This window comes from Sulfurisphaera sp. (genome assembly GCF_059755235.1).
In genome coordinates this window covers 1-26,237 of sequence record NZ_DBPRYF010000029.1, presented here as the reverse complement: position 1 = coordinate 26,237, position 26,237 = coordinate 1, and the positions used below count along the sequence as shown (strand labels likewise).

General features: G+C 36.1%; 27 protein-coding genes, 2 pseudogenes and 1 riboswitch. Of the genes and pseudogenes, 18 read left to right on the top strand and 11 right to left on the bottom strand.

Features of this window, described 5'->3' with window-relative positions; all coding sequences use genetic code 11:
• Positions 1–30 precede the first annotated feature (30 nt).
• Both AC3OCB_RS04345 and AC3OCB_RS04340 read right to left on the bottom strand, forming a co-directional pair.
• Positions 31–639 carry an IS607 family transposase gene (locus tag AC3OCB_RS04345; protein WP_498341003.1) on the bottom strand — a complete coding sequence of 203 codons (609 nt, stop codon included), beginning with the start codon at positions 637–639 and terminating at the stop codon, positions 31–33.
• 344 nt (positions 640–983) lie between these two features.
• The gene (locus tag AC3OCB_RS04340; RefSeq protein WP_498341005.1) at positions 984–1,472 is read right to left on the bottom strand and encodes a ribonuclease HI family protein; all 489 of its coding nucleotides are present in this window, start codon (positions 1,470–1,472) and stop codon (positions 984–986) included.
• Positions 1,473–1,881: 409 nt separating this feature from the next.
• Here AC3OCB_RS04340 and AC3OCB_RS04335 point away from each other — a divergent pair, with 409 nt between their 5' ends.
• The 10 genes and pseudogenes from AC3OCB_RS04335 to AC3OCB_RS04290 all read left to right on the top strand — a co-directional run.
• A complete protein-coding gene (locus tag AC3OCB_RS04335) occupies positions 1,882–3,051 on the top strand; it encodes a hypothetical protein (protein ID WP_498341002.1) in 1,170 nt (389 codons plus the stop codon).
• Positions 3,052–3,214: 163 nt separating this feature from the next.
• Entirely contained in the window at positions 3,215–4,465 is a 1,251-nt protein-coding gene (locus tag AC3OCB_RS04330; RefSeq protein WP_498341001.1) for a protein kinase domain-containing protein, read from the top strand.
• 609 nt (positions 4,466–5,074) lie between these two features.
• A riboswitch (Fluoride riboswitch) is annotated at positions 5,075–5,163 on the top strand.
• A gap of 17 nt (positions 5,164–5,180) precedes the next feature.
• Complete coding sequence (locus tag AC3OCB_RS04325) at positions 5,181–6,143, top strand: respiratory chain complex I subunit 1 family protein (protein WP_498341000.1); 963 nt, start codon at positions 5,181–5,183, stop codon at positions 6,141–6,143.
• Positions 6,140–6,772 carry a hydrogenase gene (locus AC3OCB_RS04320; protein WP_498340999.1) on the top strand — a complete coding sequence of 211 codons (633 nt, stop codon included), beginning with the start codon at positions 6,140–6,142 and terminating at the stop codon, positions 6,770–6,772. The genes AC3OCB_RS04325 and AC3OCB_RS04320 overlap by 4 nt, the downstream gene beginning before the upstream one ends.
• A 4-nt stretch (positions 6,773–6,776) precedes the next feature.
• Positions 6,777–8,105, top strand: coding sequence for a proton-conducting transporter transmembrane domain-containing protein (locus AC3OCB_RS04315; RefSeq protein WP_498340998.1), 1,329 nt, complete (start codon positions 6,777–6,779; stop codon positions 8,103–8,105).
• Positions 8,102–9,280, top strand: coding sequence for an NADH-quinone oxidoreductase subunit D-related protein (locus AC3OCB_RS04310; RefSeq protein WP_498340996.1), 1,179 nt, complete (start codon positions 8,102–8,104; stop codon positions 9,278–9,280). The genes AC3OCB_RS04315 and AC3OCB_RS04310 overlap by 4 nt, the downstream gene beginning before the upstream one ends.
• Positions 9,277–9,882, top strand: coding sequence for an NADH-quinone oxidoreductase subunit B family protein (locus tag AC3OCB_RS04305; protein ID WP_498340995.1), 606 nt, complete (start codon positions 9,277–9,279; stop codon positions 9,880–9,882). Before AC3OCB_RS04310 ends, AC3OCB_RS04305 begins: the two co-directional genes overlap by 4 nt.
• Positions 9,879–11,636, top strand: coding sequence for a proton-conducting transporter transmembrane domain-containing protein (locus tag AC3OCB_RS04300; RefSeq protein WP_498340994.1), 1,758 nt, complete (start codon positions 9,879–9,881; stop codon positions 11,634–11,636). The genes AC3OCB_RS04305 and AC3OCB_RS04300 overlap by 4 nt, the downstream gene beginning before the upstream one ends.
• 10 nt (positions 11,637–11,646) lie before the next feature.
• Positions 11,647–12,000, top strand: a complete 354-nt coding sequence (locus AC3OCB_RS04295) for a hypothetical protein (RefSeq protein WP_498340993.1) — start codon at positions 11,647–11,649, stop codon at positions 11,998–12,000.
• 187 nt (positions 12,001–12,187) lie between these two features.
• Positions 12,188–12,688: pseudogene (locus AC3OCB_RS04290) on the top strand (molybdopterin cofactor-binding domain-containing protein); the annotation flags it as partial.
• 78 nt (positions 12,689–12,766) lie between these two features.
• On the opposite strand, the gene AC3OCB_RS04285 reads toward AC3OCB_RS04290, so the two are convergent.
• Positions 12,767–12,922 (bottom strand): hypothetical protein, encoded by a 156-nt coding sequence (locus AC3OCB_RS04285; RefSeq protein WP_498340992.1) that lies wholly within the window; start codon positions 12,920–12,922, stop codon positions 12,767–12,769.
• Positions 12,923–13,021: 99 nt separating this feature from the next.
• Here AC3OCB_RS04285 and AC3OCB_RS04280 point away from each other — a divergent pair, with 99 nt between their 5' ends.
• Both AC3OCB_RS04280 and AC3OCB_RS04275 read left to right on the top strand, forming a co-directional pair.
• A complete protein-coding gene (locus AC3OCB_RS04280; RefSeq protein WP_498340990.1) occupies positions 13,022–14,953 on the top strand; it encodes a hydantoinase/oxoprolinase family protein in 1,932 nt (643 codons plus the stop codon).
• A gap of 1 nt (position 14,954) precedes the next feature.
• Positions 14,955–16,466 (top strand): hydantoinase B/oxoprolinase family protein, encoded by a 1,512-nt coding sequence (locus tag AC3OCB_RS04275; protein ID WP_498340989.1) that lies wholly within the window; start codon positions 14,955–14,957, stop codon positions 16,464–16,466.
• A gap of 48 nt (positions 16,467–16,514) precedes the next feature.
• Here AC3OCB_RS04275 and AC3OCB_RS04270 read toward each other — a convergent pair whose 3' ends face one another.
• Both AC3OCB_RS04270 and AC3OCB_RS04265 read right to left on the bottom strand, forming a co-directional pair.
• The gene (locus tag AC3OCB_RS04270; RefSeq protein ID WP_498340988.1) at positions 16,515–16,748 is read right to left on the bottom strand and encodes a hypothetical protein; all 234 of its coding nucleotides are present in this window, start codon (positions 16,746–16,748) and stop codon (positions 16,515–16,517) included.
• A gap of 145 nt (positions 16,749–16,893) precedes the next feature.
• Entirely contained in the window at positions 16,894–17,451 is a 558-nt protein-coding gene (locus AC3OCB_RS04265) for a DUF5591 domain-containing protein (protein WP_498340986.1), read from the bottom strand.
• Between the two features lie 120 nt (positions 17,452–17,571).
• Between AC3OCB_RS04265 and AC3OCB_RS04260 the strand changes: the two genes are divergently transcribed.
• Positions 17,572–18,456: a tRNA guanosine transglycosylase family protein gene (locus AC3OCB_RS04260; protein WP_498340985.1), complete on the top strand. Its 885-nt coding sequence runs from the start codon at positions 17,572–17,574 to the stop codon at positions 18,454–18,456.
• A 9-nt stretch (positions 18,457–18,465) separates the two neighbouring features.
• Positions 18,466–19,470: a hypothetical protein gene (locus AC3OCB_RS04255; RefSeq protein ID WP_498340983.1), complete on the top strand. Its 1,005-nt coding sequence runs from the start codon at positions 18,466–18,468 to the stop codon at positions 19,468–19,470.
• Between the two features lie 803 nt (positions 19,471–20,273).
• Here AC3OCB_RS04255 and AC3OCB_RS04250 read toward each other — a convergent pair.
• The 4 genes from AC3OCB_RS04250 to AC3OCB_RS04235 form a co-directional block, all read right to left on the bottom strand.
• Positions 20,274–21,173: an ABC transporter permease gene (locus tag AC3OCB_RS04250; protein ID WP_498340982.1), complete on the bottom strand. Its 900-nt coding sequence runs from the start codon at positions 21,171–21,173 to the stop codon at positions 20,274–20,276.
• A gap of 2 nt (positions 21,174–21,175) precedes the next feature.
• Positions 21,176–22,177 carry an ATP-binding cassette domain-containing protein gene (locus AC3OCB_RS04245; RefSeq protein WP_498340981.1) on the bottom strand — a complete coding sequence of 334 codons (1,002 nt, stop codon included), beginning with the start codon at positions 22,175–22,177 and terminating at the stop codon, positions 21,176–21,178.
• Positions 22,170–22,577 carry a PadR family transcriptional regulator gene (locus AC3OCB_RS04240; RefSeq protein WP_498340980.1) on the bottom strand — a complete coding sequence of 136 codons (408 nt, stop codon included), beginning with the start codon at positions 22,575–22,577 and terminating at the stop codon, positions 22,170–22,172. The genes AC3OCB_RS04245 and AC3OCB_RS04240 overlap by 8 nt, the downstream gene beginning before the upstream one ends.
• Before the next feature lie 109 nt (positions 22,578–22,686).
• Entirely contained in the window at positions 22,687–23,244 is a 558-nt protein-coding gene (locus tag AC3OCB_RS04235) for a flavin reductase family protein (RefSeq protein ID WP_498340978.1), read from the bottom strand.
• Positions 23,245–23,620: 376 nt separating this feature from the next.
• Here AC3OCB_RS04235 and AC3OCB_RS04230 point away from each other — a divergent pair, with 376 nt between their 5' ends.
• From AC3OCB_RS04230 to AC3OCB_RS04220, 3 genes are all read left to right on the top strand, one after another.
• Positions 23,621–24,133, top strand: a complete 513-nt coding sequence (locus AC3OCB_RS04230; RefSeq protein WP_498340977.1) for a hypothetical protein — start codon at positions 23,621–23,623, stop codon at positions 24,131–24,133.
• A gap of 77 nt (positions 24,134–24,210) precedes the next feature.
• Complete coding sequence (locus tag AC3OCB_RS04225; RefSeq protein ID WP_498340975.1) at positions 24,211–24,432, top strand: hypothetical protein; 222 nt, start codon at positions 24,211–24,213, stop codon at positions 24,430–24,432.
• A 39-nt stretch (positions 24,433–24,471) separates the two neighbouring features.
• Positions 24,472–25,233, top strand: a complete 762-nt coding sequence (locus AC3OCB_RS04220) for an undecaprenyl-diphosphate phosphatase (RefSeq protein ID WP_498341004.1) — start codon at positions 24,472–24,474, stop codon at positions 25,231–25,233.
• 29 nt (positions 25,234–25,262) lie between these two features.
• Here the strand turns inward: AC3OCB_RS04220 and AC3OCB_RS04215 are convergent, their stop codons facing one another.
• A complete protein-coding gene (locus AC3OCB_RS04215) occupies positions 25,263–25,487 on the bottom strand; it encodes a hypothetical protein (protein WP_498340974.1) in 225 nt (74 codons plus the stop codon).
• A 184-nt stretch (positions 25,488–25,671) separates the two neighbouring features.
• On the opposite strand from AC3OCB_RS04215, the gene AC3OCB_RS04210 reads away from it, so the two are divergent.
• Positions 25,672–25,887: a hypothetical protein gene (locus AC3OCB_RS04210; protein ID WP_498340973.1), complete on the top strand. Its 216-nt coding sequence runs from the start codon at positions 25,672–25,674 to the stop codon at positions 25,885–25,887.
• On the opposite strand, the pseudogene AC3OCB_RS04205 reads toward AC3OCB_RS04210, so the two are convergent.
• Positions 25,862–26,237: pseudogene (locus AC3OCB_RS04205) on the bottom strand (precorrin-4 C(11)-methyltransferase); the annotation flags it as partial. The gene AC3OCB_RS04210 and the pseudogene AC3OCB_RS04205 sit on opposite strands and share 26 nt — an antisense overlap.

Here is a 26,237-nt window from a genome sequence, read left to right as displayed (position 1 = left end):
TCAACATTGTAGTTATGCTTAACCTTGTAGCTAAGAATCTTGTAGGAGTCTTTTTGCACCCTCGACTACCTCCTTGTACTTATGACTCCTCATGCCATAGATTTTCCCTGCGAAGTGGGAGATAATCGTTATTAAGTCCTCAACTAACTCCTCTCTTGGCTCCTTCTCCTCTTGATTTATCACAATAATTTCAGTCTCGTAGCTCTGGAAGAACTGCTGGAGAATTTTAAAACCAAATCTTGTCAGTCTGTCGGGATAAGTGACAATAACTTTCGATACTTCTTTGTCCATGACCATTTTGAGTAGCTTTTGAAAGCTTTTTCTATCCTCATTCAGTCCGCTGCCAATGTCTTTGAGGATCTCGATATTCCAACCTTGCTCTTTCGCATACTGAGTTATAGCTTCAATCTGTCTCTCTAAATCATCTTTCTGAGTATTAGAAGATACTCTTGCGTATCCAATTATTTTTCTCTCCTCACGTAATCCTAAAATCCTTTTAATCTCTGACTCTGGGACTCTGCGTTTGCCACCAACAGTCCTAACACAGTGTATTTTTCCTTCCTCATCCCACTTCTGCAGAGTTCTTACATGAACACCGAGCAACTCTGATGCTTCTTTCATCGTATAGAGTTTTTCCATCTTTATCTATCAAAATATATTTTCGCCTATCAAATATTTAACTGTTTCGAAAGGCATCCCTTTAGATGACTTCATTGGTTTCATAGCTCTTATAATACTGTACAAGATCATAAAAATAAGAGAAATTACAAAAAGTTAACAGCTTCTTCCTTAAGTGATAAGAAAGCAAATTAAGAGTTAGGATATATTATCTTGAATAAATGATGCTACTCCAAATCCTAAGAACAAGAATACTAAGAATTAATTAAAGTAAATCATATATCCATATTGAATAAAGAACTTTCTTTCATAGGACTAAAACAGAATATTACAAAAACAATCTCAAAAGAGAGTATTGGATTATTTTAACTCAGTTTCTGTTTTTTAGAAGATTTCCCCATCTTTTCATTTAAAACCTCATTACACATTTTATCCGCTATCCTTGTAAATTCATTCTCCCGAGGTACATGAATAAATTTTACACTTGCATATCGCTCCTTTAACGAATAAACTCTATCACAAAGCTTTTGTAGTTCTTTGTTTCTAATTCTATATTCTCGGTTAATTTGTCTAATTGCCAATTCACTATCTGAATAAACTTCAATATCCCCTCTAGTATATTCTACAGCTCTTTCTAATGCGTTAATAATTGCTTGATATTCTGCTTTATTATTTGTCGTCTCTCCTAAATAATCAGCTTCTTTGTAAATAATTTGTTTATCATTCTTACTTACAAAAACGAATGCATAAGCGGACGGGCCTGGATTTCCTCTTGAAGCCCCATCAGTATATATTTGCAATATATCACCTTTCTTCATTTTATTTTCAGAATACACTTGATTATTTGTTTCCATTTTCAATCTGTTAATTGTTTTTTATTTCCACAATATAAGATTTTTGAACTCATACTTTTGCTATAGTACCCACAATGAGTCTAACCATAGAAAGTCCTACACATAATATAAAGGGAATATTTCTAGTAAGTAATTCTTTTTATCGTTGAGGTTTTCTGCAGAGCTGTTTTAACTCTAAGATTTAAAACTATTTTACTAAAGCTGATAAAGATTTGTTACAGCTTTCCTAAATAAATTATGGTTACTTGAGCTTTGAATTAAGAGTCGACTTCACTATCTTTGTATTAAATTATTCTAATCAATTTTTAGTTTATAAAGCTTAATATTTTTCTTTACTTACATTTATAATCTAACTCTGGTTTAATTTTAATCAGACTTATAAGTGCCCCAGTAGATATTTATCTCAATTATGATGGTTAGAGTATTAGAGAACCATTCAGGCTTTAGAGGTGGAACTTACTATTACGTTATAGAAGGTAATCTACTCAAACCTCTTTCCTCTTACGCTTTAACTAAAAACGAGGGAGACGACGTTGTGGAATATGAGGTTGATAGCGAAGCTTTAAAAGGAAAAGAGATAGTCATGATTTCCTCCTCAACTACTTCATTTACTTGTGAAATCGTAGTTGCTGATGTAGATGCTCTTGCTAGAAGCTCTCTTATCCCTGGCAACAAGGGAGTTAGGGGTGAAAGCTACTCCTATTTAAACAACTTAGACTTCACATTCCTTACAGAAGAGGAAAAAAGATATGTAAGAGGCGAGTGGAGGGAGTACTATTTACCCATGATAAAGGAGCTTAAAGTGTTCTTTTATGAAATCTATCCTCAACTATTGGAGGCACATAACCCTAATGCTGATATCTTACGTACTGTTTCACTTCTCAGCAGGATGCCGTTGTCACAAATAACTAGTTTATCACCACTCCTTCAGTGCCAAATAAAAGACAGCAGTACTTCCTACCCCATCTCATTCCTAATCCCTTATAGTGATAAGGCTAGGCAGAAGAGCCTGGAGACTCTAACTAAAGAGATTTATCATATGTGGCTTTTGACTAAAATAATTGAGGCTTACAAGGACAAGTTGGACTATATTAACTTCAAATTTAATCAAACAACTCCTATCGCTGTTATTTCTAAAAAGTACTCAATATGGTATGACTTTGATATGAGACCAGCAGAAATATGTGGAGGAAAACTAAGAAGGAGTGAGGTAATGAAAGAGTATTTCGAGAGGGTGGAAAAGTTTTTTGAGGGAAGAAAAACTGCTAGGCTACCACTTCGACCGGACATTGTTATAATGGATGACGTTCTGAGCTGTGAGGATATGGGTAAAAAGGGGATAAAGGTTAAGTTGTTGATAGAAGCTAAATATAGTGACATTAAGTATTGGGAAAAAGATATCTACTCTCAAGTAATTCCCTACATGGAGTTACTACAAACGGAAAATTCAGTTGTGGTATCTATGAAACCAATTAAAAAAGGGATTGAAGACTCAAGGGTTCCGATAATCGATAATGTACGTCCAGAAGGTGAAGGAGAAAAGAAGTTCGTTGAGTTTCTAAAAGAGATAGTTAATTGAGATTGTAGGCTAACACTGTCTTTATAGAGGGAAAAGCGTCTTTGAGATTCAAGGATAGCAACGAGTTATAAGCCAACTTCTCCCTGCCCTAAAGGGCAAGGCTTTCTGTGGTAAACTGAGAAATGAGAATAATAAATAAAGCTGGTAAGAATAAAATAACTACGTGTTTGACAAGATTTTAGCTGAACAATATAACACAAGGGGAATGACATTACTCAGTAAACGAGAATACTCCCTAGCTGTTGAAGACTTTGATAAAGCTATTCAATTCTATCCTTACGACCCAATCTATCATGAAAACAAAGCTAGGGCATTATATTTCTTAGGAAGATATGGTGAGGCACTAAAAGAGGTAGAAGAAGCTTTAAGGCTTGATCCAAATAGCAAGAGTGCAATGAGGCTGAAGGAAGAAATAACCCATGAAATGCTTAAGAGAAAAACCTGGGACCCCAAATTATGGATTGGTAGAAAGCTTTACGACTATTTAATCACTGCTGTGATAGGAGAAGGGAGTAATGGGTATGTATTAAAGGGAGAACGAGAAGGAAAAGCTGTTGCGATAAAAGTTGTGAGGCTTGAGAACGAGAAGGGGAAAAGGACAGTTACGATAAGCGCTTTAAATTATATTGAGGAAATATTCAAGGAAGCTGGCACACTAAAGGAAATATCTGCTAAGAACGAGAACTATTTCGTCAGACTTTACGGAGTTTACTTTGATGAATTTAACATAAAAGACATTTTGAGGGGGGAACTGTCAGTTTACTTGAACTCACCTCCTGCAATTATTATGGAGTTCATGAAAGGAGGGACTGCAGACGATCTAACGAAAAAGCAAAATGTTGTAAACTCAGTTTATTGGCCTTTAATCGTGAAAAAACTTACTTTGGAGACAGCTAAGGCACTTTTAATCCTTCATAAAAACGGGTTCGTGCACTTGGATATTAAGCCTAAAAATATCTTCTTTGCTGACGAAGTGGGTAACTACGGTGAAGAGGTTCTGAAGAGGATAAATGTTAAGCTAGGTGATTTAGGTAGTGCTGTTAGAGCTAGGACTGTTCCATTTCAAGCTACACCAGAGTACTGCCCACCGGAGCAAATAGAGGCTGTAGTTTTCAGAAGAGGAGCAAAACCCGCTATGGATATTTTCGCTTTAGGAATGACGGCTTACAAACTATTAACGATGTCCGACTTACCCCACGCAACTTTATTATCAAATGCTATTGACCATATTCTTGCTGGAAACCCTGCAAGTGCGTTACAAGAATTGAAAAATGCAAAAGAAATTCTTCAGAACGTGAAGTTAACTTTTCCTCCAAACACTCCAGAGGAATTAAAGAAAGTGATTATAAGCTCTTTGTCTGTAGACCCTTACAAAAGACCAACTGCTGAAGAAATTGTACAAATTCTGGGTTGAGGACAAAAACAAGAGTGAGAAATTACCAAGGGAGTATCCGAATATCTAGTCAAGCCATACTATCATTAAGAGTATTCATTTAGAGAAAGTTTACACTATATCTACAAACTGATTTTCGGGCTTATAACTCTATTTCAGTTCCACAAAATATCAAGGAATTCTAGTGGTTGAAAGTTGATCTTACGAATGAATAGTCGACATTAAAACTAATTTAGTATCTCTTATCTTAAGTTAGTTTTTATATATTCTAAAAACGAAAACTGTTTCATAACCGAGTCCGTTGCGAGTAGAAAACTAGGAAGAGTGTCTTGATTATTGTTGTAGAATTATTCACGTAGACTATAACAAAATAAATTGGGTTCAGCAATCGTACTCGTCTTCATCCATTCATGTGAGCTGGGCTCATCATCGATATTATTCTATTGCTCTTTACTTAAAAATGTTAGCCACTTAACTATATTCGATATATGTAGTGATAAAAATCTAATATTGGATAAAATCCGATAAGATGCCTTACGTTACGCTAAAAAGAGTTCTCTAATTATAATTTACTTTAAAACAATTTAATGAGCAACAACTTTAAAATGCTTTTGTACAACTATTAATCGCAACGCTTAAGGGGATGGCGTCCCCCTGGGGTTGAAATCCCCAAACCGCCTCTTGATTGAATGATAGGGGCTGATGACGCCTACTTCTCTAATATATGGTGGGAAGTATGGCGTCAGATGAAACCCAAATAGTAATTGAAACATTAATCCAAGTACTTGCAGTACTTTTCCTCTCTCCATTATATCAAGGTATTTACGAAAGGTTTAAAGCTATAGTAGTTGGACGTAAAGGCCCTAGTATTTTCCAACCTTATTATGATATCTTTAAGCTGTTGAAAAAAGAGGTTGTTATTTCAACTGATGCCTCTTCTCTTTTCATTTATACACCTTATATAGTATTTGGGATTTACACTCTAATCTCATTTGTTATTCCAATAGTTTATCCCTCACCAATCCTATTTACTCCTACTGTAGACTTCTTAGGAGGAGCAATACTATTTTCATTAGCAGCCTTTCTTAAAATAGTTGGGTCTTTAGAGAGCGGAAGCAACTTTGTAGCGTTAGGGGTAAGTAGAATACTGTCATTTACTTTCATCTCCGAAGCTACCCTAATTACAGTCTTTTTTGGAGTGGCATTAATAACTGGTACAAATAACCCCTACGTCACGCTTGATTATATATCACAAAGTCCTTCTCATTATCTCCAATTAGACCATATCTTCGTTTCAGTTGCATTTTTCATGCTTTGGCTGTTTGAAACGGGAAAATTACCGGTAGAGAGTAGTGGGCTAAGCGAGTTTGGTATGATAGATGATGGGTTACTTTATGAATACAGCGGAAAGCTTCTTGCAATACTGAAGTGGGGTTCTACTATTAAACAGTACTTACTAGGTTCTGTGTTACTTAATGTATTCATATTTCCATGGTTTATGCAAGAAGGGGCAATAGGTGCAATAGCATATGTCGGAATAATGTTCGGGAAATGGCTTGTCTTAATTTTTATAGCAGTTATAATAGATACTACACTTGCAAAACTAAGATTATTTAAGGTTCAAGATTTTCTTACAGTAGCGTTTCTGCTTTCGATACTTTCCTTAATTTTAACTATTCTATTGGGTGGTAATCGATGAACGTAGAAGTCTTGGAAACAATTTTAGCCTCAATAATTGTTTCAGCGTTTTATATACAAGGTCAAGCTTATCTAAAGCCCCAAATATACGGTCAGGCTATTCAGTCAGCATTAATATCAGTATTGGCCTTTTACCTTGGTTATGAGTTTCGTTCTTTAGATTACATACTCCTAGGAGTAGCTGTTGTTTTTCTTAGATCTATACTTATCACGTTTTTCTTACTTAGAGGCTTGAAGAGGAAACCGGGTTTAAGAGAGAGTACTAGAGGAGTAGCGTCTGAGCTAGTACTAGATCTTGTATTCTTTATAATCACTGTAATTATAGTGTATTATCTGATACTACAAAAAGCTTATTTAGTTACAGAAGTAAACCCATTATTACTAGTGTTCTCTTTTATTCTTTTCTTCCAAGGTCTATTCTTGATTCTTTCAAGAAAGAGCACAATATCACAGATATTAGGTTATATTGAGGAAGAGAACTCACTAATTTTATTTGGCTCACTTCTTATTCCCATACCTTTCCTAATAGAAGTGAGTGTTTTTCTTGATGTTCTTGCTATAGTAGTAATCTCTTCCATATTAGTCCTAGAAAAGCCTCAACATTCAACACTTGAGGAGTTAAAGGGGTGAGAAAATGTATCTTGAATTAGCGTTATTAGTTATTCCGGGACTTGCAAATCTGGGATTTTTTAACTTGAAGATATTAAAAATCGCCTCAATAGCTTCAGCGATATTAACATTAGCAATAAGTATATACTTTTACTTTGTACCGCAGTCTGTAACTGGAATTTTCTTCATCAGTAAGTTTAATTCCATTTTCCTCGTTATGATAGCCTCTATGTATCTTTTGTCTGCAGTATACTCTACTAGATACATAGAAAAAGGAAAATTAGTCAATGAGAAACTATATTATGTACTAATGAACTTCTTCGTTATCACGATGCTTTTTGTGGTTACAATTAACGACTTTGGACTAATGTGGGTTGGAATAGAACTTACAACTGTGGCGTCGGCTCTCTTAATACCGATAGAGACTTCAGATACTTCATTAGAGGCTACTTGGAGGTATATACTCATAGTTTCAGCAGGGGTCACTATAGCTCTTTTCTCGGTTATACTAATTTACTATCAGTACCACACGTTAACAGCTAGCGATATCATAAGCAGACCAGAGGACAACATAGTAACAAGGCTTGCAGTTATGTTAGGATTAATAGGTTTTGGTACAAAGGTTGGGGTCTTCCCAATGTACACTTGGTTACCAGATGCATATGGCGAAGCGCCTTCTACTTTTAGTGCACTGTCCTCAGGTGCACTATTACCATCTGCCCTTTATGTCTTGTTTAGAGTATATCAAGTAGATCCGTTGCCCATTGTTTTCACATGGTTCGGAGTAGTTTCAATAGTTACAGTTGCAATTATTCTCACTTATCAGTGGCATATAAAGAGAATGTTTGCTTATTCGACTATCGAGAATATGAACTTGGCTTTAATAGGTCTAGCAATTGGACAGCCTATTGGTGCACTAATATTGCTTTTTGCCCATGCATTTGGAAAAGCAGGGGCTTTTTACTCCAGCGGAGTTGTATTAAAATGGCTGAAAGAAAAAAGGATAGACAATATAACCGGGTTACACAAGTTTAAACTCACTTCAGCATCACTACTTCTTTCCTCTCTTGCAGTTACCGGAACACCACCTTTTGCCACTTTCATAGGTGAGTTCCTAATTCTCCAAACGTTAGTTCAACAAGGGTATATCACGGAGTTTATTATATTAATTCTGTCTCTAGCGACTGCTTTCATTTCAATAAACTATAACGTAAGTAAGATGATCTTTAGCAAGCAGAGGGGAGATGAGGAGAAAAAAGAGGAACCGCTAATGCTTTCCTTAACCTCTCTTGTTTCTTCGCTTGTCCCACTTGTCTTAGGGTTAGTTTTACTTGCATTAGGGGTGATACAGTGAGATACTATAAATGGTCCGACAAAGGAGAGGGAAGAAGGATAGGTAAAATAGGAAACTATTGCCTTTACGAGAAAAGTGTGACAGAAGAGAAGTGTGACGAAAAGTTTGAATACCCTTCACCTCAAGCTTATGGCTTATTCAAGTTTGTATACGGGCCTTCCGCTGGAGGTTTACTAGAGTCCATAAAGTTCAACGTATTCACCGATGGTGAGAGGATAAAAGGTATATCTGCAGAACCCTATAAAACAAGGGAGATTCAAGTAACTGGGTTGTCCGTTGAGGATGCCCTACTGAGAATAGATAGAATAAATGCTCCCTTTACCGCATCCCATTCTATAACATTTCTATTAGCTGTAGAGGACGCATTAGAGATAGAGCAAGACTATGATGTCCAACTAAGAAGAATGGCTGAACTAGAGCTAGAGAGGATAAGAAATCACTTGTTTGTTATATCTAGGCTAACGGAAACCGCATCCCTTAACGTCCCTACTTACCATCTTTTACACTTAGTAGAAAAAACCAACAGACTTATAGGTAAGATGTGTGGGCATAGGTATTTCTTTGGGGTAAATTCACTCAATGAAGTAAACTGTAACTTTGAGAAGCTAGTAGAGATAGTGGATATAGCAAATGAGTTTAAACAAATGTTTGAAGGCTTACAAGAGAGTAGGATTTTCATAGATAGGCTCCAGAGCAATGGTAAAATAAAAGATGAAAACAGTATAGGACCTGCAGCTAGAGCTTCTGGCTTCAGTTACGATGCAAGAAAAGATTTCGGAGCTTTACCTTATAGCGATTTCAGTTTTAAAACTATAAATACTGATGAAGCAGACTCATTTGGAAGATTTTTAGTTAGAGGATATGAAGTTCTCGAATCTTCTAGGATATTGATAGAACTAAGTAGTAGATTAAGGGAGAAAAAGGAGAAGGAGGGAACAAAAGTTAGCTCAAAACAAGGAGAAGGATTAGCTAGGGTTGAAAGCCCATCTGGGGATTTAGCTTATCACGTGAAAATAGAGAACGGGGTTGTTAAATCAATCTCCTCTTTTACTCCATCTTATAAAAACCTCAGTCTATTCTTAAAGAGCGTAATTGGTACAATATTTACAGATTTTCCATTTAATTGGGAAAGTTTTGGAATATGGATAAGTGAATTGGGGGCTGTGTTAAAATGAAAAACTGGTGGTTTATCAAAGGTTTAAGAAAAGGGATTATGACGGAAAAATACCCTAAAGACATTGCAGAATGGAGTACTGAGATAGAGGGCAAAGGGTCAGTCAATTGTCCTACCAATGCCATTGAAGACGGGAAATGGATTAAAGAGAGATGCATATTTTGTAGGAGATGTTATCCTAATTACAAGCCTAACCTAAATTCCAACATCTATGACGTAAAAACTACTCAACCACTGTTCCGTAAGTCATTTTACCTATACTCAGTCGATTCTGGCACTTGTGGGGGGTGCAACATGGAACTAAAACTAATATCTGCCCCAGAATATGATATGACCAGATTTGGTATATTCTTTACAAATACTCCAAGGCACGCAGATGCACTAATTGTAATGGGCGTTATAACTGAAAAAATGAGAGAGGTTATAAAAAGGGCTTATGAGGCAATGCCAGAACCAAAACTTATAATCCTTTTAGGGGCTTGCGCAATATCTGGAGGAATTATAGGAAATGGAATCCCATTAGATGCTGTAGTTGAAATTTCTGGATGTCCGCCAAACCCATACACAATTCTTGAAGCACTCGTTAAGGTGAAAGGAAAATGATTACCCAAGTTTTAATCCTTACACTATTTTCAATTTCTGCTTTAGTCTCTGTATTTAACAAGAAAACAGGATACATACTAGTTGCAATCTCATCGGGAATTTTCCTTGCTCTCTCAATTTACCAATATGATACAACATCGATGTTCTCCATAATAGCGTCTTCAGTGTGGTTATTATCTTCCATTTTCTCAATAGAGTATGACAATTATGGCAAATGGCTTTCCCCATTGTACTCAACCACTATACTAGGCATGGTTATTATTCTCGAGTCCACTAATTACCTCTCTTTTTTAGCTGGCTGGGAAATAATGACAATACCTTCTTATATTGCAATAGGTTTGGTTAGAAAAGAGTTCAGACCAGCATTCGTCTTTATGGCGTTCAGTGAGTTCAGCACAGCACTTATCCTATCGTCTTTCATAATTGCCAGTAGCATGACAGGGACTTTTGAGTTCACTAACTTAGTCAGTCCTATCCCCTTAATTATAGCCACATTTGGATTTATGATTAAGATGGGAATTTTTCCTTTCTTAGTAACCGAATGGTTACCCATTGCTCACGGTACAGCTCCATCAAATTTATCTGCTGTGTTGAGCGCGACAATGACACTAATGGGAGTATTCGGAATATTCAAAATGACTACCTTAACTCTTCAAATTCCAGAGATATTTTCGGTTATTCTAATGGGGATTGGAGCTTTTACAGTATTTTTTGGAGCTCTTTATGCCTACGTTAATGAGAACATAAAAGGGATACTGGGCTTTAGTACAATAGAAAACAATGGTGCAATACTAGTAGCTCTAAGTTTACTCATGATTACAAAGCAACTTCAAATGACGGAAATTGAGAACATAGCTATTGTAATTGTTTTGCTTTATGCTTTTGCTCACTCTATAGCTAAAACTGGTCTGTTTTTATCTGCAGGTCTACAAGAAGGGCAGAGTATTACTTATGCTAAGAAGATGAGAAATGTTGAAGTTGGGCTAGTCTTACTTGCTTCCTCCATGTCTGGGCTATTGCCAAATTTAGGTGGGGTAGCTACATGGTCGCTACTTCAGAACCTCTTTATGTTATCATACCTTCTTCACAACGTGGTTTCAACAGTCTTCATAGCTTCTGGGGCAATAATAGCGATGGGAGAAGGCTTTGCAACAGCAATGCTAGTAAGATACATAAATTATCTTTCTTTATTTAGAAATGCAAAAGAGCACGTAAGCCCAGTAAAAAGAATTCCAATAGTACTAGCAGGAGTACTAGTGCTTATACTAGGCTTTACACTGACATACGCTGTTTACCCCTACTCTAACTCCGGGTCAATTTTAGGAATGTTAAGTAAGACTTTAATCCTTACAACGTATGGACAATCCACTTTTGGAGGAATATCACCACTTTACGTTGCAATACTCATTACAACATTTTCAATTGTGGCCTATATCGCATTCGGTAAACCGAGAATAAGAAAAACAGAGACTTGGAATAATGGAGTAAATGAACAAGAAGAGTATACTGCTTTTGGAATGGCAAATAACATTAGGTTGATGCTAAGGAAAATCCTTAGAGTTGAAGAGGAGGAACAGAAATTCCTCCCAGCTTATGGTTTAGATGTATTCTGGGAATATATGTATAAACTTGCTGGAGCAATTAGAAAATTCGGTAGAATCTTTGCGAGGGGGTTAATAAACAGCTCTATTAGCTGGTATATTATCTACATAGTCGTGGCACTAATAGTCGCTCTGATAATTGCAGTTTTATGATAGGGGTGGAATGATAGCTTGTTCAAAAGAAAAGGAGTTAAAAGAGGAGGATAGAGAAGAAGAAGAGGGAGATAGAAATGATAGAGAAGGAAATAGAAGAAGTAAGGAAGGACCTGGAGAGGATTTACAGGCTTCAGCGGAAGGCGACAGAATGTATGAAGAAGAATGCTTAGAACTCTTAAAAGAACTGGCTAGCTTAAGTTCTAAAGAATCATCTCTTCATTTCCAATTATATCAATTATACCAAGAGGCTAAGGTAGAAACAATACGCTTGGGAGGTTTAATATCGTCGTGTAGTTACTATGATCAAAAAACTGCAGAAGAATTATCCCGCGAACTGGATGTGTTTTTAAAAAATATGTAAAAGACAAATTATAAGAACGAACATTAAAGGGAAATTCAAATTAAGAATATAGTAGAAACACCCTTAGAATCGTTGTGTTGCCGAGCTTCCATAGTTAAGATAGAAGTCTATAAATAATATTTTAAGATTTAAATATTTAAAAATTTTCTATGACAAACTCTTTGTGGGATAGACGTTTTTGGTTGATATTGACAAATTAAACGAGGAATACTTGAAAAAGTTTGAAGGTGTTAAAGTAGAGGTGTTTTATAAGGCTGATGATGTCTTTGCCCCTGGCGCTCATGTTGCAGTTGTTGATGTTGATGAGACTGGCAAGATCAAGGTTTTGGAATACTACGCAGTAGATGACGTTGGAAGGGTTTTGAATGCTGAGGAGGTTGAAGGACAAATTGTTGGTGGAGTATTGCAAGGAGTTTCTCAAGTAACTCTTGAGGCTATGAGGTATGATGAAAGGGAATTCCGTTGTGCGCTTCAATTGCTGATTGTGGAGTTCCAACTGCATTAGAAGCGCAGTTGAGAGTTGAGACTAAACACATTGAATTTCCTTCACAATTACCTTTCAAAAAGTAGGAGTGTTGGGAAAGCAGGAAGTACTGGAGCTTTGCCTGCAGTCTTTATAGCCGTTGAGAAGAAGACAAAAAAGAAGTTCAATCAAACCCCAATAGATCCTTGGTTGATGATAAGCTAATTTTATTTTTGTACTAATAGGCTGTATGATAACGAAAAGTTTATGTGTAGAATTAAGTTAAAGTTTAGAGCAATCTTTTCATATCCAGTCATCAAAAACAAGGTTTCCGTTATCATCAAATACCTCGACATAAACATCTTTCCACTCTTTGAAGACCTCATCTAAATCTTTAATCTCCATTTCATCAATTTTGATATAGTTAGGGCCTATTTTAACATAAATCTTTGCTATCATATCATAATATTAAAACTAACTGACACTATATATTTTTTGTTAATCATTTTTCACTTTTACCACTTTAAGGTTTTTAAAATGGATTAACGACACTTTTTTATGCTTTTAGCAGTAGATATCGGAGGGACATTTACAGACATTATAGGAGTTAAAGATGACGGTGAAATTATAGTTTACAAAGGCCTTTCAACCCCAAGAAATCCAGAAATTGGCGTTAAAAGAGGGATTGAAGAGCTAAAGATAAATGAGGAAATAACCCTTGTCCACGCAACTACAATAGCTACTAATGCCCTTTTAGGTCAAGTCAATCTAGAACTTCCTAGAGTTGCTCTTTTAACTACCAAAGGATTTTCGGACATCATCGAGATTGGTAGGCAAAATAGGCCAGAGCTTTATAACCTTTATTTCAAAAAACCAAAGCCCCTAGTCCCAAGAGATTTAAGGATTGAAATTGACGAAAGGGTAACTGCTGATGGCAAAATTCTGAAAAGAGTTGACAAAAGAGAAATAGAAGAGAAATTAAAAGGACTTAATGTGGAAGGAGTAGCAATAGTTTTCCTTCACTCCTACATTAACCCAACAAACGAGAAAATTGCAAAAGACATTGCTTCACATTTCGTAAAATATGTTTCAGCCTCCCACGAAGTTTCCCCAGAACAAAGGGAATATGAGAGAACAACGACTACAGTCATTAACGTTATGTTAATGCCCCTAGTTAGTAAATACGTTGAATCCCTTAAGAGAGAAATAAAACCAAAAGAATTCTTCATAATGGCAAGTTCTGGTGGTTTAATAGACTCTGAAGAGGCAATGAGAAGACCAGTACAAATAATTGAATCTGGGCCTGCTGCAGGAGTTATTGGAGTAAAGTATTTTGCAGATGAACTTGGAATTAAAAATGCTATAAGTTTTGATATGGGAGGGACTACTGCAAAAGCTGGGTCAATTGTTGACGAGGAAATTGAAATTACAAGCGAATATGAAGTTGGTGGTAAAACTCACCACGGTAGGATAATAAAGGGATCTGGTTATCCAGTCAGGTTCCCCTTCGTAGACCTAGCAGAAGTTTCTGCAGGTGGAGGTACAATAATATGGGTTGATGAAGGAGGAGCTCTAAATATAGGGCCTTTGAGTGCTGGTGCTGATCCGGGGCCAATGTGCTATAATAAGGGTGGAGATAAACCTACGTTAACTGACGCTAACCTAGTTTTGGGAAGAATTGGAGAAGAATTACTTTCTGGAGGAATGAAACTAAACAAGGAACTGGCATTAAAAGGTCTTTCTAGGCTTGAAGACCCAATTGAAGTGTCTAGAGAGGCATTACGTTTAGCCACACTTGAAATGGCTAGAGCAATTAGGTTTGTTACTGTCGAAAGAGGTCTAGATCCATCAACTTTTACTTTATTTGCGTTTGGTGGTGGAGGGCCACAGTTTGCAGTGGAAATAGCGGAGGAACTAGGAATTAGGGAGATTCTAGTTCCAGTCTACCCGGGTTTATTCAGTGCTTTAGCAATGCTAATGGCTGATCAAAAGTTTGAAGCTAGAATGGCTTATCCCAAGGACATTTCATCAGCTATACGTCTTTTGGAGCAAGAGTTAAAGAAAAAGGTTTCCCCAGACTATTTCCTTCATTACGCTGATGTCAGATATAAGGGTCAAGGATGGGAATTGACAGTTTCTGCTGATGGTAATATTAGGAGAAACTTTGAGGAAAGACATAAAGCAGTTTATGGTTTTACTCTTCCAAACGACATCGAGATCGTTAATGTAAGAGTTTTTGCAATAAAGAGAATGAAAAAGCCTGAAATTGTTTTTAGCACCTCTGGCGAAATAAAGAAAAAAGAGGAAAGAAAGGTGTATTTTGACGATTGGGTTACGACCCCCGTCTTCATTAGAGAGACTTTGCCTAAAGGTTTCAAAGGAAAAGGACCTGCAATAATAGAGGAGTATAGCTCAACTACTCTAATTCCAGATGGATGGAGTTTTGAAATACTAGAAAACTATTTTATCCGTATCTCTAAAGGTGGTTAATATGGTTAGTTGGGAGGTAATAAATAAGGCAACAGTCTTCATTGCTGAAGAAATGGGAGTGATGCTCAAAAAATCTGCTCTATCCCCAAATATAAGGGAGAGAATGGATCACAGCTGTGCAGTAGTTGATGCTGAAGGAAGAATTGTTGCTCAAGCTGAGCATATCCCAGTTCACTTAGGATCTTTCAAGATTGCTGTAAACAACTTGGTTAAACAGAACATAGAGTTAAATGAAGGGGAATCGTTAATCTTCAACGACCCATATATTTCTGGTACCCATTTAAATGACGTTGGAATTGTTACCCCTATTTACTATCACTCTAAACTTCTAGGTTATGTAATAAACAAAGCTCATCACGTTGATGTTGGTGGCCCTATACCAGGGAGTATAAATCCTAATGCTAAGACAATTTATGAGGAAGGGATCGTTATTCCGCCTATGAAATTCTCTCAAGACGTTCTGAAGATAGTTAAAGAAAACTTTAAGATGCCAGACGTTTCCTTGGGAGATTTACAAGCTCAACTCTCAGCCAACAGGGTGGGTGTAGAGAGAGTTAAGGAACTCTTTGATAAGTACGGGGTTATGGAAGTCCTTGAAAGTTGGGATAAAGCAATAAACTACACTAGAGAGATTGTAAGTAAACATGGCTGGAAAGAAGGTGTTTATGAAGCTGAGGACTATCTGGAGTGGGAAGACGAACTACTAAATATAACTCTGCATTTACACGTCAGAAAAGATAAAATAATAGCTGACTTCTCTGGCACTCATAAACAGATTGAGGGTCCCTTAAACGCAGTCCTAGGGGTGACTTATTCTTCTGTCTCTTTTGCTATTCGTTCCGCATTGAACAAGGACTTCCCTACAAACGACGGTTTTTACTCTTTGATAGAAGTTAATGCTGAGGAAGGGTCTTTAGTTAACCCTAGGAAGCCGTCAGCAGTCGGTGGAGGTAATGTGGAGACGTCACAGAGAGTTGCTGATGTGACTTTCCTTGCTTTATCAAAGTTTTTGTCACACATTCCAGCTGCTAGCTCTGGCACTATGATGAACGTAATGATGGGTGGGATTTATAACGGGAGATATTGGTCTTATTACGAAACTATTGCTGGTGGTAGTGGTGCTAGACCTACTGAAGATGGTGTCTCAGCAGTCCACACAAATATGACTAACACTCTCAACACTCCAATTGAGGTTGCTGAAATGAACTACCCTCTTCTGTTTACCTCCTATAAAATTAGGTATGGAAGTGGAGGAGAAGGCAAATATAAAGGTGGAGATGGAGTTGTGAGAAGCTTTAAAGTCCTTTCACCAACTAAGCTCTCAATTTTGGCTGATAGGTTTAAGACTTCTCCATGGGGCTTAAAAGGAGGAAAGAACGGTAAGCCTGGAAAAGTTACGATAATAAAAGGAGGAGAAAAAATTGAGATGAAGAGTAAGTTTACTGTTGACTTAAATGAAGGTGATGAAGTTATAATTGAAACACCCGGTGGTGGAGGGTATGGAAGTAGTTAATTCTAACTTAACAAATTAAAAATACAGAAAGCCTTTTTTATTAAAAAATCAAGGTCTTAAAGATAGAGCTATACTTTCGATAATAGATAAGATTAACATAGAACCTACATAGGCTGTCAACCCAGAGATCACATTACTATATATTTTCTCACTAAAGGACAACTTGTGTGCTACTACATTCGTGACTACAAGAGCTACTACAACAGGTAATATAAACATGTTTATAGGTGTAAACCAAATTCTTGCTAAACCGTCTAGGAAGAAGTAAAAGTCAAGGCTCATAAATAGAAAGAAGCTTACCATACCGCTTAAGAGCCCCAGTAAAATGATATAACGTGACTTCATGTTCTCAAGCAATATTCTCTCTAGAGTATATATTATTTTTGGTAACGGTATTATGACCTCGATCTCTTTTAAATAAAATCTTTTAAGGAGACGTTAATCCATTTATTCTTTCTTTAACATTATTTAGAACTTGAGAAATAGACTTGAAAGCCAACCTGCCATAAGGATAAAGCTCTATTTTTACATTAACCAGCTCTGATGCTCTTTTAGTTATGGCAAAATGATGCTTTGGTAATACCCCAACAATGACTTTATGCATTGTTGATATTTTTAAAAGGGCTTTGCTTAATAATTCCACGAATTCCTCTTTTTCTTCACTAGTCATTAAAGATGGAGGATAGTCATACGAATTAAAAGGATAGCAGTCTTCATATTCTCTAGGAACTAGAAGCATAGGCTCAGAAACAGAATAAAATTGGACTAAGTTTTCATATCCTCTCATTATAGAATAAGCTATTTTGTGAGAGGGTGATAAGTGATATGGTTTTACAGAAGTACAAGGAAGAAGAACTGCAAAATCCTTGTAGGATTTCCACTCATTAAGAAGAATTTCGTGCCACTTTTTCACTACAGGGTGTTTAAAGGGGTCTTCGCCATCACGTTTAACGACTCGTTCTCCACTTAAAGGAGGGCATTTCATAAAGAGTATATATAATCTTGCTTTTATAACACTGACTGAATCAAGAGTGTAAATTTATTTGATCTCTTCGAAGATATTATTTTAGTAATACCTTTAAACCTGGTATTACTAACTTCCAGTATGGACATTTTTCTAGGAGTACAAGACCTCAAAGTACCAGTATGGGAGTTTAATACTCCTATTATGATTAATCAACTCAGGTGGGACTCTGTACCGTGGGATAATCAGACTTGGGTTGACTCTGGCGGTTACCAAATAATGAAAAGAGGAATTCCTCTAAATGTTGAACAAATTGAAAAGAAATATAAAGTGCTTAATGCCCATTCATACATAAACCTTGATATTCCATCCATGCCATGTGAAAGCGTTGATGAGAGAAACTTTAAGCATTTTGAGTATTTTCATGAAAAAGAAATAGACGTAATCCCAGTAATTCACGCTTACAACACGGAAGACATTGATAAGGCGATTGATTTCTACACTCAGTACACAGACACTGTTGCTTTTGGTGGAATAGTCCCACCAACGCTAAAGGGTGGGAGGAAGTTCATTATTTACACGTATCATTATGTTAGAAAAGCAGTGAAAAAGGTTCACGTTTTAGGTGCAGGTTCCCCATTTATGAGGAAAATATTCTTTAATGCTGACAGTGTTGATACAGCGACATACAGAATAAAGGGGGCGATGGGTCTTGTTCTTATCCCGGGAAAAGGTGAACGTTACGTTGGTAACAGAAAAATCCTTTGGAAGGCAAGAAGAGCAAACGAAGAGGAGTTAAATTCCCTTTTCTCGTTTTTAGAAAAAACTCGTTACCCCTACGATGTAAGCATTGACGACTGGATCAGCAGAAGCTTAATCAACGCCTGGGTGATGATAAAATCAGAGTATGAAAGAGAGAGTTGGGAGATAAGACTATCAAAAGAGGTTGACAAGTTGAGCAGAAATGATATAAGAGATGAGATTACTTCCTCATGTAAAAAAATGTTTATAAATATTACTGCTTAGTATTACTTTATGGAAGATTGCAAAAACTTACTTTATAATGACCCAGAAAAGCTAAAGGGTAAAGAAGACTGTTTTCTTTCGGAAGATCATTATTTCCGTGGAAGTATTGCTCTAACATATTCTTCCACACGCAAAAGAATAGGGGATTACGTAACTTTTCAAGCACCTCGCACCTTATACGTTCTTGGAATTGATGATACTACCCAAAAAATCTTTACACGTGGAATCCCAATAATTCCTAGAACTATGTCAGAAAAACTTAGTGAAAAGGAGTTAAGAAAAATGATGGGCTTTACCCATCATAGATGGGAAGTTGATACCATAAGATCAATGCAGACAATAAGACTTCAAGGAGACTTAGCAATGAGAGTTGAAAAGGCATTCTCTTCATTAGAAAAGCTCTTTAACTATTTATCTTATTATAGGGACTTTGGTAATCACTTTATAAGGAGGGGTTTATGGGAGGAGTTTATAAGGTTAAAGCTTTCTGGGGATGAGAATATTGAAAAAGCACAAAGGCTCCTCAGAGTCAGAGAGGAAATCGACCAAATAATGAGGAGAAGTATGGCTCAAATTAAGCTAAAGAAAACGCCACAGAATAAATTTGATGAGTTAAATAAAATAAAAAAAGAGATAAACAGTAAGATAAAGGAAATTTTAGGGTTAAGCAGAATACCGGCTAATGTAGAGAGCTTATATTATCCTAAATTATCAGCAATGGTTGAGGATTTTAAGAGATTTGTAGTAGAAAAAGAAGAAAGGCTAAAACTTATTTACGGTCATTACTCTTCCCCTCACTTAGTCCAAGTAACGGGGGTCTTAGTGCCACCTGATAATAGGTTCGTGGTTGTAAATAATCCTTTCATAGTTCTTTTGAGAGAGCAAGACATCATAGTAACTCACAAGGAACATGGTATAACAACTTTCAAAGTGAGTAAACCTGCTATTGTACAATTCGGTGTATTAGATGATTTTACTAACACAGCCTTTTGGATAGATGATTTCCCATTTTAGTTTTTTTCGAAAAAATGTAAATATATACTTTTATATACAGATTAACAAAAGTTTATATATATGAATATCATATTCTCTTTTATGATAGGCAGGTACTACACTGTAAAACAGACATACTTCTGTCCTACGAACTATGGTTTATATGAATGCAGAGTGGAGAATGGTAAAGAGGTCTGCAGATTAATAGCGTGCACAGTGAATGAATCATTATCTTCCCCTTTATAAGTCAAGATGTTTTCGTTAAAGCTAATGTTTTTTAATTTTATTTTAGAAATAAAATTATTTCAATAATCTACTTGTTAAAGGGTACCATCCGATTGTTTCAGATTATACTTCTAAATGTTAGTCATAAACATGAATTGCTTTTAAAGACTGAAGTGAATTATCGCTGATCCAAAAACATTTTAATTTGAGTTAATCTATTTTATTCTAATGATGAGACCGCCAGTATAAGACAGATGACGTGAACCTGGCCTTACTGAATTCGATTTATCCTTGATTTATTTTCCCTTGTAAAATGAATTAGATAAATCCATATTCATAAAATGTCTAAATAGGTTACTGCTGTAGTGAGATGATACCCTTATACAAATAATTAGGAAAGCAACCCAAACAACTTTTAGTTAAAGAAAACTATTTCAATAGTATGAAATTAAAAATAAGATAACGTCTTATAGGCAAAGTAATAATCTCCTCAGATATATTTTATTGATGTACAAAAACTCCATCAAGATAAAAATCTAAATAAAAAATCTCAGTACCTTTTTTCCTTTTATATCATCACTCATCCCCGGTCAAGCTCATCACGTTGACAGATATCTCCATGATAATACTATTCCAATTGCAGATAAGATTACTGCAAACAGACCTAGATAAAGGAAGTCAATAGTGAGATTCGTTGGAATCCCTAGTAAGAGTCCTCTTATAGCACCATTAGAGTACGTTAGTGGATTAACATAAGCTATTGGTTTTAACCAGCTTGGCATCTCCTTTATAGGATAGAATGCGTTGCTAGTGAACAGTAGTGGTAAATTAAGCAAATTCATTATTGCCATTTGTGATTGCCAGTCACTGGCTCTGAGTGCTAATAATAAGAATAACGCTGATAAACCGAAAGACATTAAGAATAATGCACCGTAGGCACCTAGGAAATCCATGATATTAATACCGGGGGCAAAAGTCATCCCCAGCAGTACAGCAGCAGCAAGGACTATGGTCGCTTGAACTAATGACCTAATCACTGAGTTGAGTATCTTTGCCATTAGTATATTTCCTCTCGCTACTGGAGTAGTTAACAACCTATCTAAAACACCGAGCCTTCTGTCCCAAACAACTGACATACCACTTTGCATTGAAGTAAATAGCACTATGAAAGATAACATGCCTGCAGCTAGGTAAGAGAAGTAATCAGTTGTCCCAAAAGTTTGCTTAAGTATTTCAGTCCCTATTTGATCAATCACTTGTTTTGGTATTGTTACTCCGGGAATACTGATTGCAGTACCTGTGAAAAGTCCCCCTAAATTCATTGCCTTCCCAAATAGTGCTATCCAAAAGATTGGCTGTATGATAGAAAGCAATAAGATAACGGGGGCTTTATACCATTTCTTTAACTCTCTAGATGTTAAAGTCCATAGACCATGATAGGGTGATAAATTCCTTCTTTCTTCTTCCCTCTTCTCTTCTTTCCTCTCGACTTCCTGCATATCTATCCCCTCGCCCTCCTTAAAGTTCTCCTAAATGCAAACATTTCTTGTGAACTACCTTCCTCATCTCTTATTCTTCTACCAGTTATTTCCATATATACCTCATCCATTGTGGGTTCTGTTATGGACATCCTAGTCACCTTAATTCCGTTTCTTAATAGCGACTCAAGAATGAGAGGGGCTTTTTCCTCCCCTTCCTTAACTTTTATTCTTATTCCATCTTCCATTTTTTTAACCTCAAGTATGTCGTCAGTAATACTTGAAATAATTTTCAACGCTTCTTCATCATTAGTTGTCTTCAAGGAAATTACATCTCCTCCAACTCTTTCTTTTAGTTCTTTAGGAGATCCAATAGCCAAGATCTTACCCTTATCAATTATTGCTATCCTATCTCCATACATGTCAGCTTCCTCTAAATAGTGAGTAGTGACAAATATTGTCATGTCATATTCATCTTTCAGCTTTGTAATGTACTGCCATATTGCAGCTCTAGTCTGAGCGTCTAAACCAATTGTTGGTTCATCTAAAAACAAAACTTTTGGTCTGCTAACTAAGGACATTGCTATTTCTAATCTTCTTCTCATTCCTCCAGAGTAAGTTGAGACTTTTCTATTTGCTGCAAAAGATAACTCAACCATGTCAAGCAATTCTTTTGCTCTTTCTTTAGCTACACTCTTTGGTATTCCATAAAGTCCTGCCATCATCATAATGTTTTCCATACCAGTTAAGTCCTCGTCAGCTGTATACTCTTGAGGAACAACACCAATAGACTGTCTAACGTGGGCTGGATCCTTTATTATGTCATAGCCGTTAACAATAGCTGTACCTTCAGTAGGTCTAAGTACAGTTGTCAGCATCTTTATTGTTGTTGATTTTCCAGCCCCATTAGGCCCTAAAAATCCAAAAATCTCACCGTCATATACCTCAAAGTTAATGTGATCTACAGCAACGAATTTACCAAACATCTTTGTCAAGTTTATTGCCTTTATAATAACATCACGCATTTAACACCACCTTCTCAATTTCCTTAATAGCGTTAAGTACTCTTTCCTTGTAAGGATGAAGCTTATCCTTGTCTACTTCCTTGAAATACTCGGAAAGACCTTCTAATTCTTGGATTGAGTCTTCAATACTCCCAGAATATCTAACTGGAAGAAAGTCTTTTATCTCTGTAATCCCTTTTTCAGTAATTTTGTATTTTCCATCATTAAGCCTCTCAATTACTCCTTCTTCAACCATCTTATTTAAGAGCGGGTAAACTGAACCTGGTGATGGTTTCCACCATCCCCATGACATTTTATATATATCGTCAATGAGGTCAATACCCCTTCTTGGAGACTGCCAAAGTAGCCAAAGTACAATATTTCTAAGTCTACCTTTTTGCTTTGCTATTAACTCACTCATAGTATCGAAATCGATAGTAATAAATTTAAATCTTTCGATATATCGAAATCGATAGAAAGAGATTTAAGTCGATGCCTATCGATCCTTCGTTTTGTCTTTCATCATATTACTAGCTCTTTTTCGCAAATAGCTTTCTTGGATTTACAGTGTGAAACACCCTTCCCGCATTATGCAACAGTAAATTAGTCTTATCTAGGAGTAAGCCGTACTCATCAGCTATGCCTTCCTTAACTTTCGTGACTAACACTTGGAAGACGAAAAGGCCACACTCCCCTACGTCTATTTTGTTAATAGTCTTGGCTTCATAAATCGCTATTGCATCCCTCATTCCAGGGACTTTAACTTTTTCACTTTCTATCAACTTGACCTTAAACTTTTCTACTTTATCTACATCCCTTCCGCTAACAGAACCTAAAGCGTAAGTTAAGTCTAGCAATTCGGGTCCAGAGACGTTAATAGTAACCTCGTCGTGATAGTTTAGGCACTCATAAGTGAAGGTCTCTTTGAAGACAGAAACAGCAATAGTTTCTGGCTCTTCACTTACTGGCATATTCCAACTTGCAGGCATTAAATTAACTCTGTTGTTAGGGCATAAAGTTGCCAATATTATCGTTGGCCTAGGATGTATCAGCCTATAGAACTTCCCCGAGTACTTTACGAAAGTCATATACTTTATAAGGAAGACAAATTAAAATAATTGTTTCACATAGTAAAAGATTTAAGCATAAATCGTACTAACAACTTTCTATTGTAATAGTATTTATAGTCGTCTAGCTTTTCATTACACCAGAACTACTTATGAATCTTTTACGTATTTTTCATGAATTCATCAGTTAGAACTTGTTATTACTAATAACTTTTAGCATTTTCAATATTAGCTTTTCTTTTGAAATGGCGTTTCCCTCATCATTAATTCAGTTCTCGGACCACTCTTCACTGATCTTAGGCCCTGCCCAAAATATTATTTAAATTGAAGTATAAAAATGATTCAAGCTACATTTTGAAACTATAAATTTTATTTTTTGCAAGTATCATTTTCTGGCATGAAAATACTTCTAGTTGATTATGACAATACACTCTTTGACACAAGCGAATGCATTAAAGCTTCAGCAAAAGAATTGTGGGGATTAGATCTAGATGAAAAGGAAATAAGAAAGATGAAAAGGGAAGGAAAAAGCGCTATTTACTCATTGGCTTATACAAAGTACAGCCATCTGGCAAAACCTAACCTCACAATGATAAACTACATAAAAAATAAGGTAAGTGAAGGGAACCTTGTCTTTGTATTAACAGCTAGGCATTGCTCTGTTAGGCCTTATGTTGATTTCTCTTTGCTTTCTTACGGAGTTATTGTTAGTGGAATTATTTGCAGGAATGATGAAGAGATGAAGATGAAAGATGAGGAATGGAAGGCTAAAATTATACAGCTCTTTAAAGGGGAAATTGAGGTTTACGACGATAAAGAAGAGAACTTGAGGTACTTTTACGACCTTTACAAGAATGCGAAATATTTTCTAGTGAAAGGCGACCAAATCATTGAGTATAATATAAATTAAATAGAGCTATATAGGCTATAAAGTTCTATTTAATTTACTTAAGTTAGTCTTAAATTCTTCTCGTGCTATGTTAAAGTATGAAGCTGTTCATTATAATAACGTCTGTTCTGCTTTCAATACTTAGCGTTTTTATTTCTCTGCTATATGCGCCCTTCCCCCTTTTGCCTTTACTTTTGTATTTAAAAGGGATAAGACTAAGACACATGATAGTCTCATTTCTCCTTTTATTATCAATACCTTTAACAGATCTAATTGTTTATGCCACTGTGTTAGAATTGGCTTTGCTCTCTGCATGGTGATAAAAATGGTGGATTTAATCAAATTAATTATAATTAAGAATAATTCAAGGAATATCGGAATGGCTACCAATAAGTAGCAAAACCCAAGTTCTAATTTCATCTCACTTCCTTCTGGGACTAGATATTGCTATAGCATACACTTTTGGACTATTTATGGAAATGGGCTCGATAGGGTCGGCGCTTATATACTTCAGAAAAGATGTAATAAACGTCTTTAAAGACAGAAGGCTTTTGACTTACCTAGTTGTTGTCACTTTAGTTACTGGAATTGTTGGAGTTCCCCTTTACATAATCTCTGATAAACTACTTGAAAACGCCTATAACCCTGGCATACCAATGTTGCTTCTCGGAATAGCATTAATTCTTGATGGCTTATATATTAGGTTCTCAAGGATAAAGATTAAGGAATTCAAAGAGTTAAAGATTAAGGACTATATTCTAGTTGGGTTTGCTCAGGGACTCGCCACATTACCCGGAGTAAGCAGATCTGGGATGACAGTGTCAACAATGCTATTTCTAGGAGTAAGACCAGAGGATGCATTTAGATACTCCTATTTAGCTTATATCCCAGCTGCAATAGGTGCAGTAGGGACAACTTTGCTTTTCACAAAAAAGAACATTTCCTACGTAGTTTCTTTAGCAGGTATCGAGGGAATTACTATTGCCGTTATCGCTGCGCTTATTACTGGCTTAATTACAATTGATCTTTTGCTTAGGTTTGCAAAAAAGAGAAACATTTATGTTGCGGACTTTGTATTAGGGGCAGTTGCAATTGCTATTAGCTTGCTAGCGGTTCTATAACAGATAACAAGAACTCATCCATCTTTTTGTTACATCTGCTCAACGTTATATTCTTTTGTAATTTCACTTGGCATCTTATATTCCACAAACTTCTCTCTCCTTTTTCCCAAATTGCAACCCTTTGGTAGGTCATAAGAGATCTCTATTTTCTTTTGCATCAGTAATGTTCTAACCCTTGGATTTCCGAAATAAATTACTTTGCATTTATAGTTGCAGACTAACTTCTTCAGCATTCTCAAAAAACACAGTTTCACCTAGCTTAGTCACTTGCTCTTTTATTTTCCTTTCGCATCCTTCAAAGCTAAACTTACATTTTACTACCGCATGATGTGATAGAATACTAATATACTTAGTCTTTTTCCAAAATTGGAAAAAGTTAGAGGCAATATCATAGCTATTCCCTCAACTATTTGACAGAAATCATGTAAAGGATCAGAAATGCTTTGGAAGAAAAATAAATACGATGAGTTTTTGTCAAAGAATATGAAAAAGGAAATTTTACTGCCCTTTATTATTCTAGAACTTCTAGGTTTCGGAATGATATATTTAGGATTTAAAACAAAAGGGGTGATTTCTGTGAGTCTGGGAATTATTGGATTGCTTTTAGTCGTGGTTACCGCATGGTATTTTAGTGAGAAGAAATTAACTTTATAGCCTCCTCCCTTAGTTTAGGATTAATCTTTGCTTCTTCCAACACTCTTTTAATCTTTTCTTCAATAGCCTTCTTTTCTTCTGGACTAGCGTTTTTATAAGCCTTCATTAGCTCCTTAAGGTACTCTTCGCCAAAGATTTTGTCAACCGAATATCTGAGCTCAAAATACTTTAGCTTATCCACATTTTCAGCGATCCTAAAGCCAGAATAGTGAGAGGGATCGTAAGCTGCAGACCTAATTAGTCCCTTATATCTCTCTGGCCTAACAATTTTCCCAACAATTATTATAGCATCTCTAGTTATCTTCTCTTTCTTAACTTTTTCAGCGATGTCTTTCAATTCACCCAATATT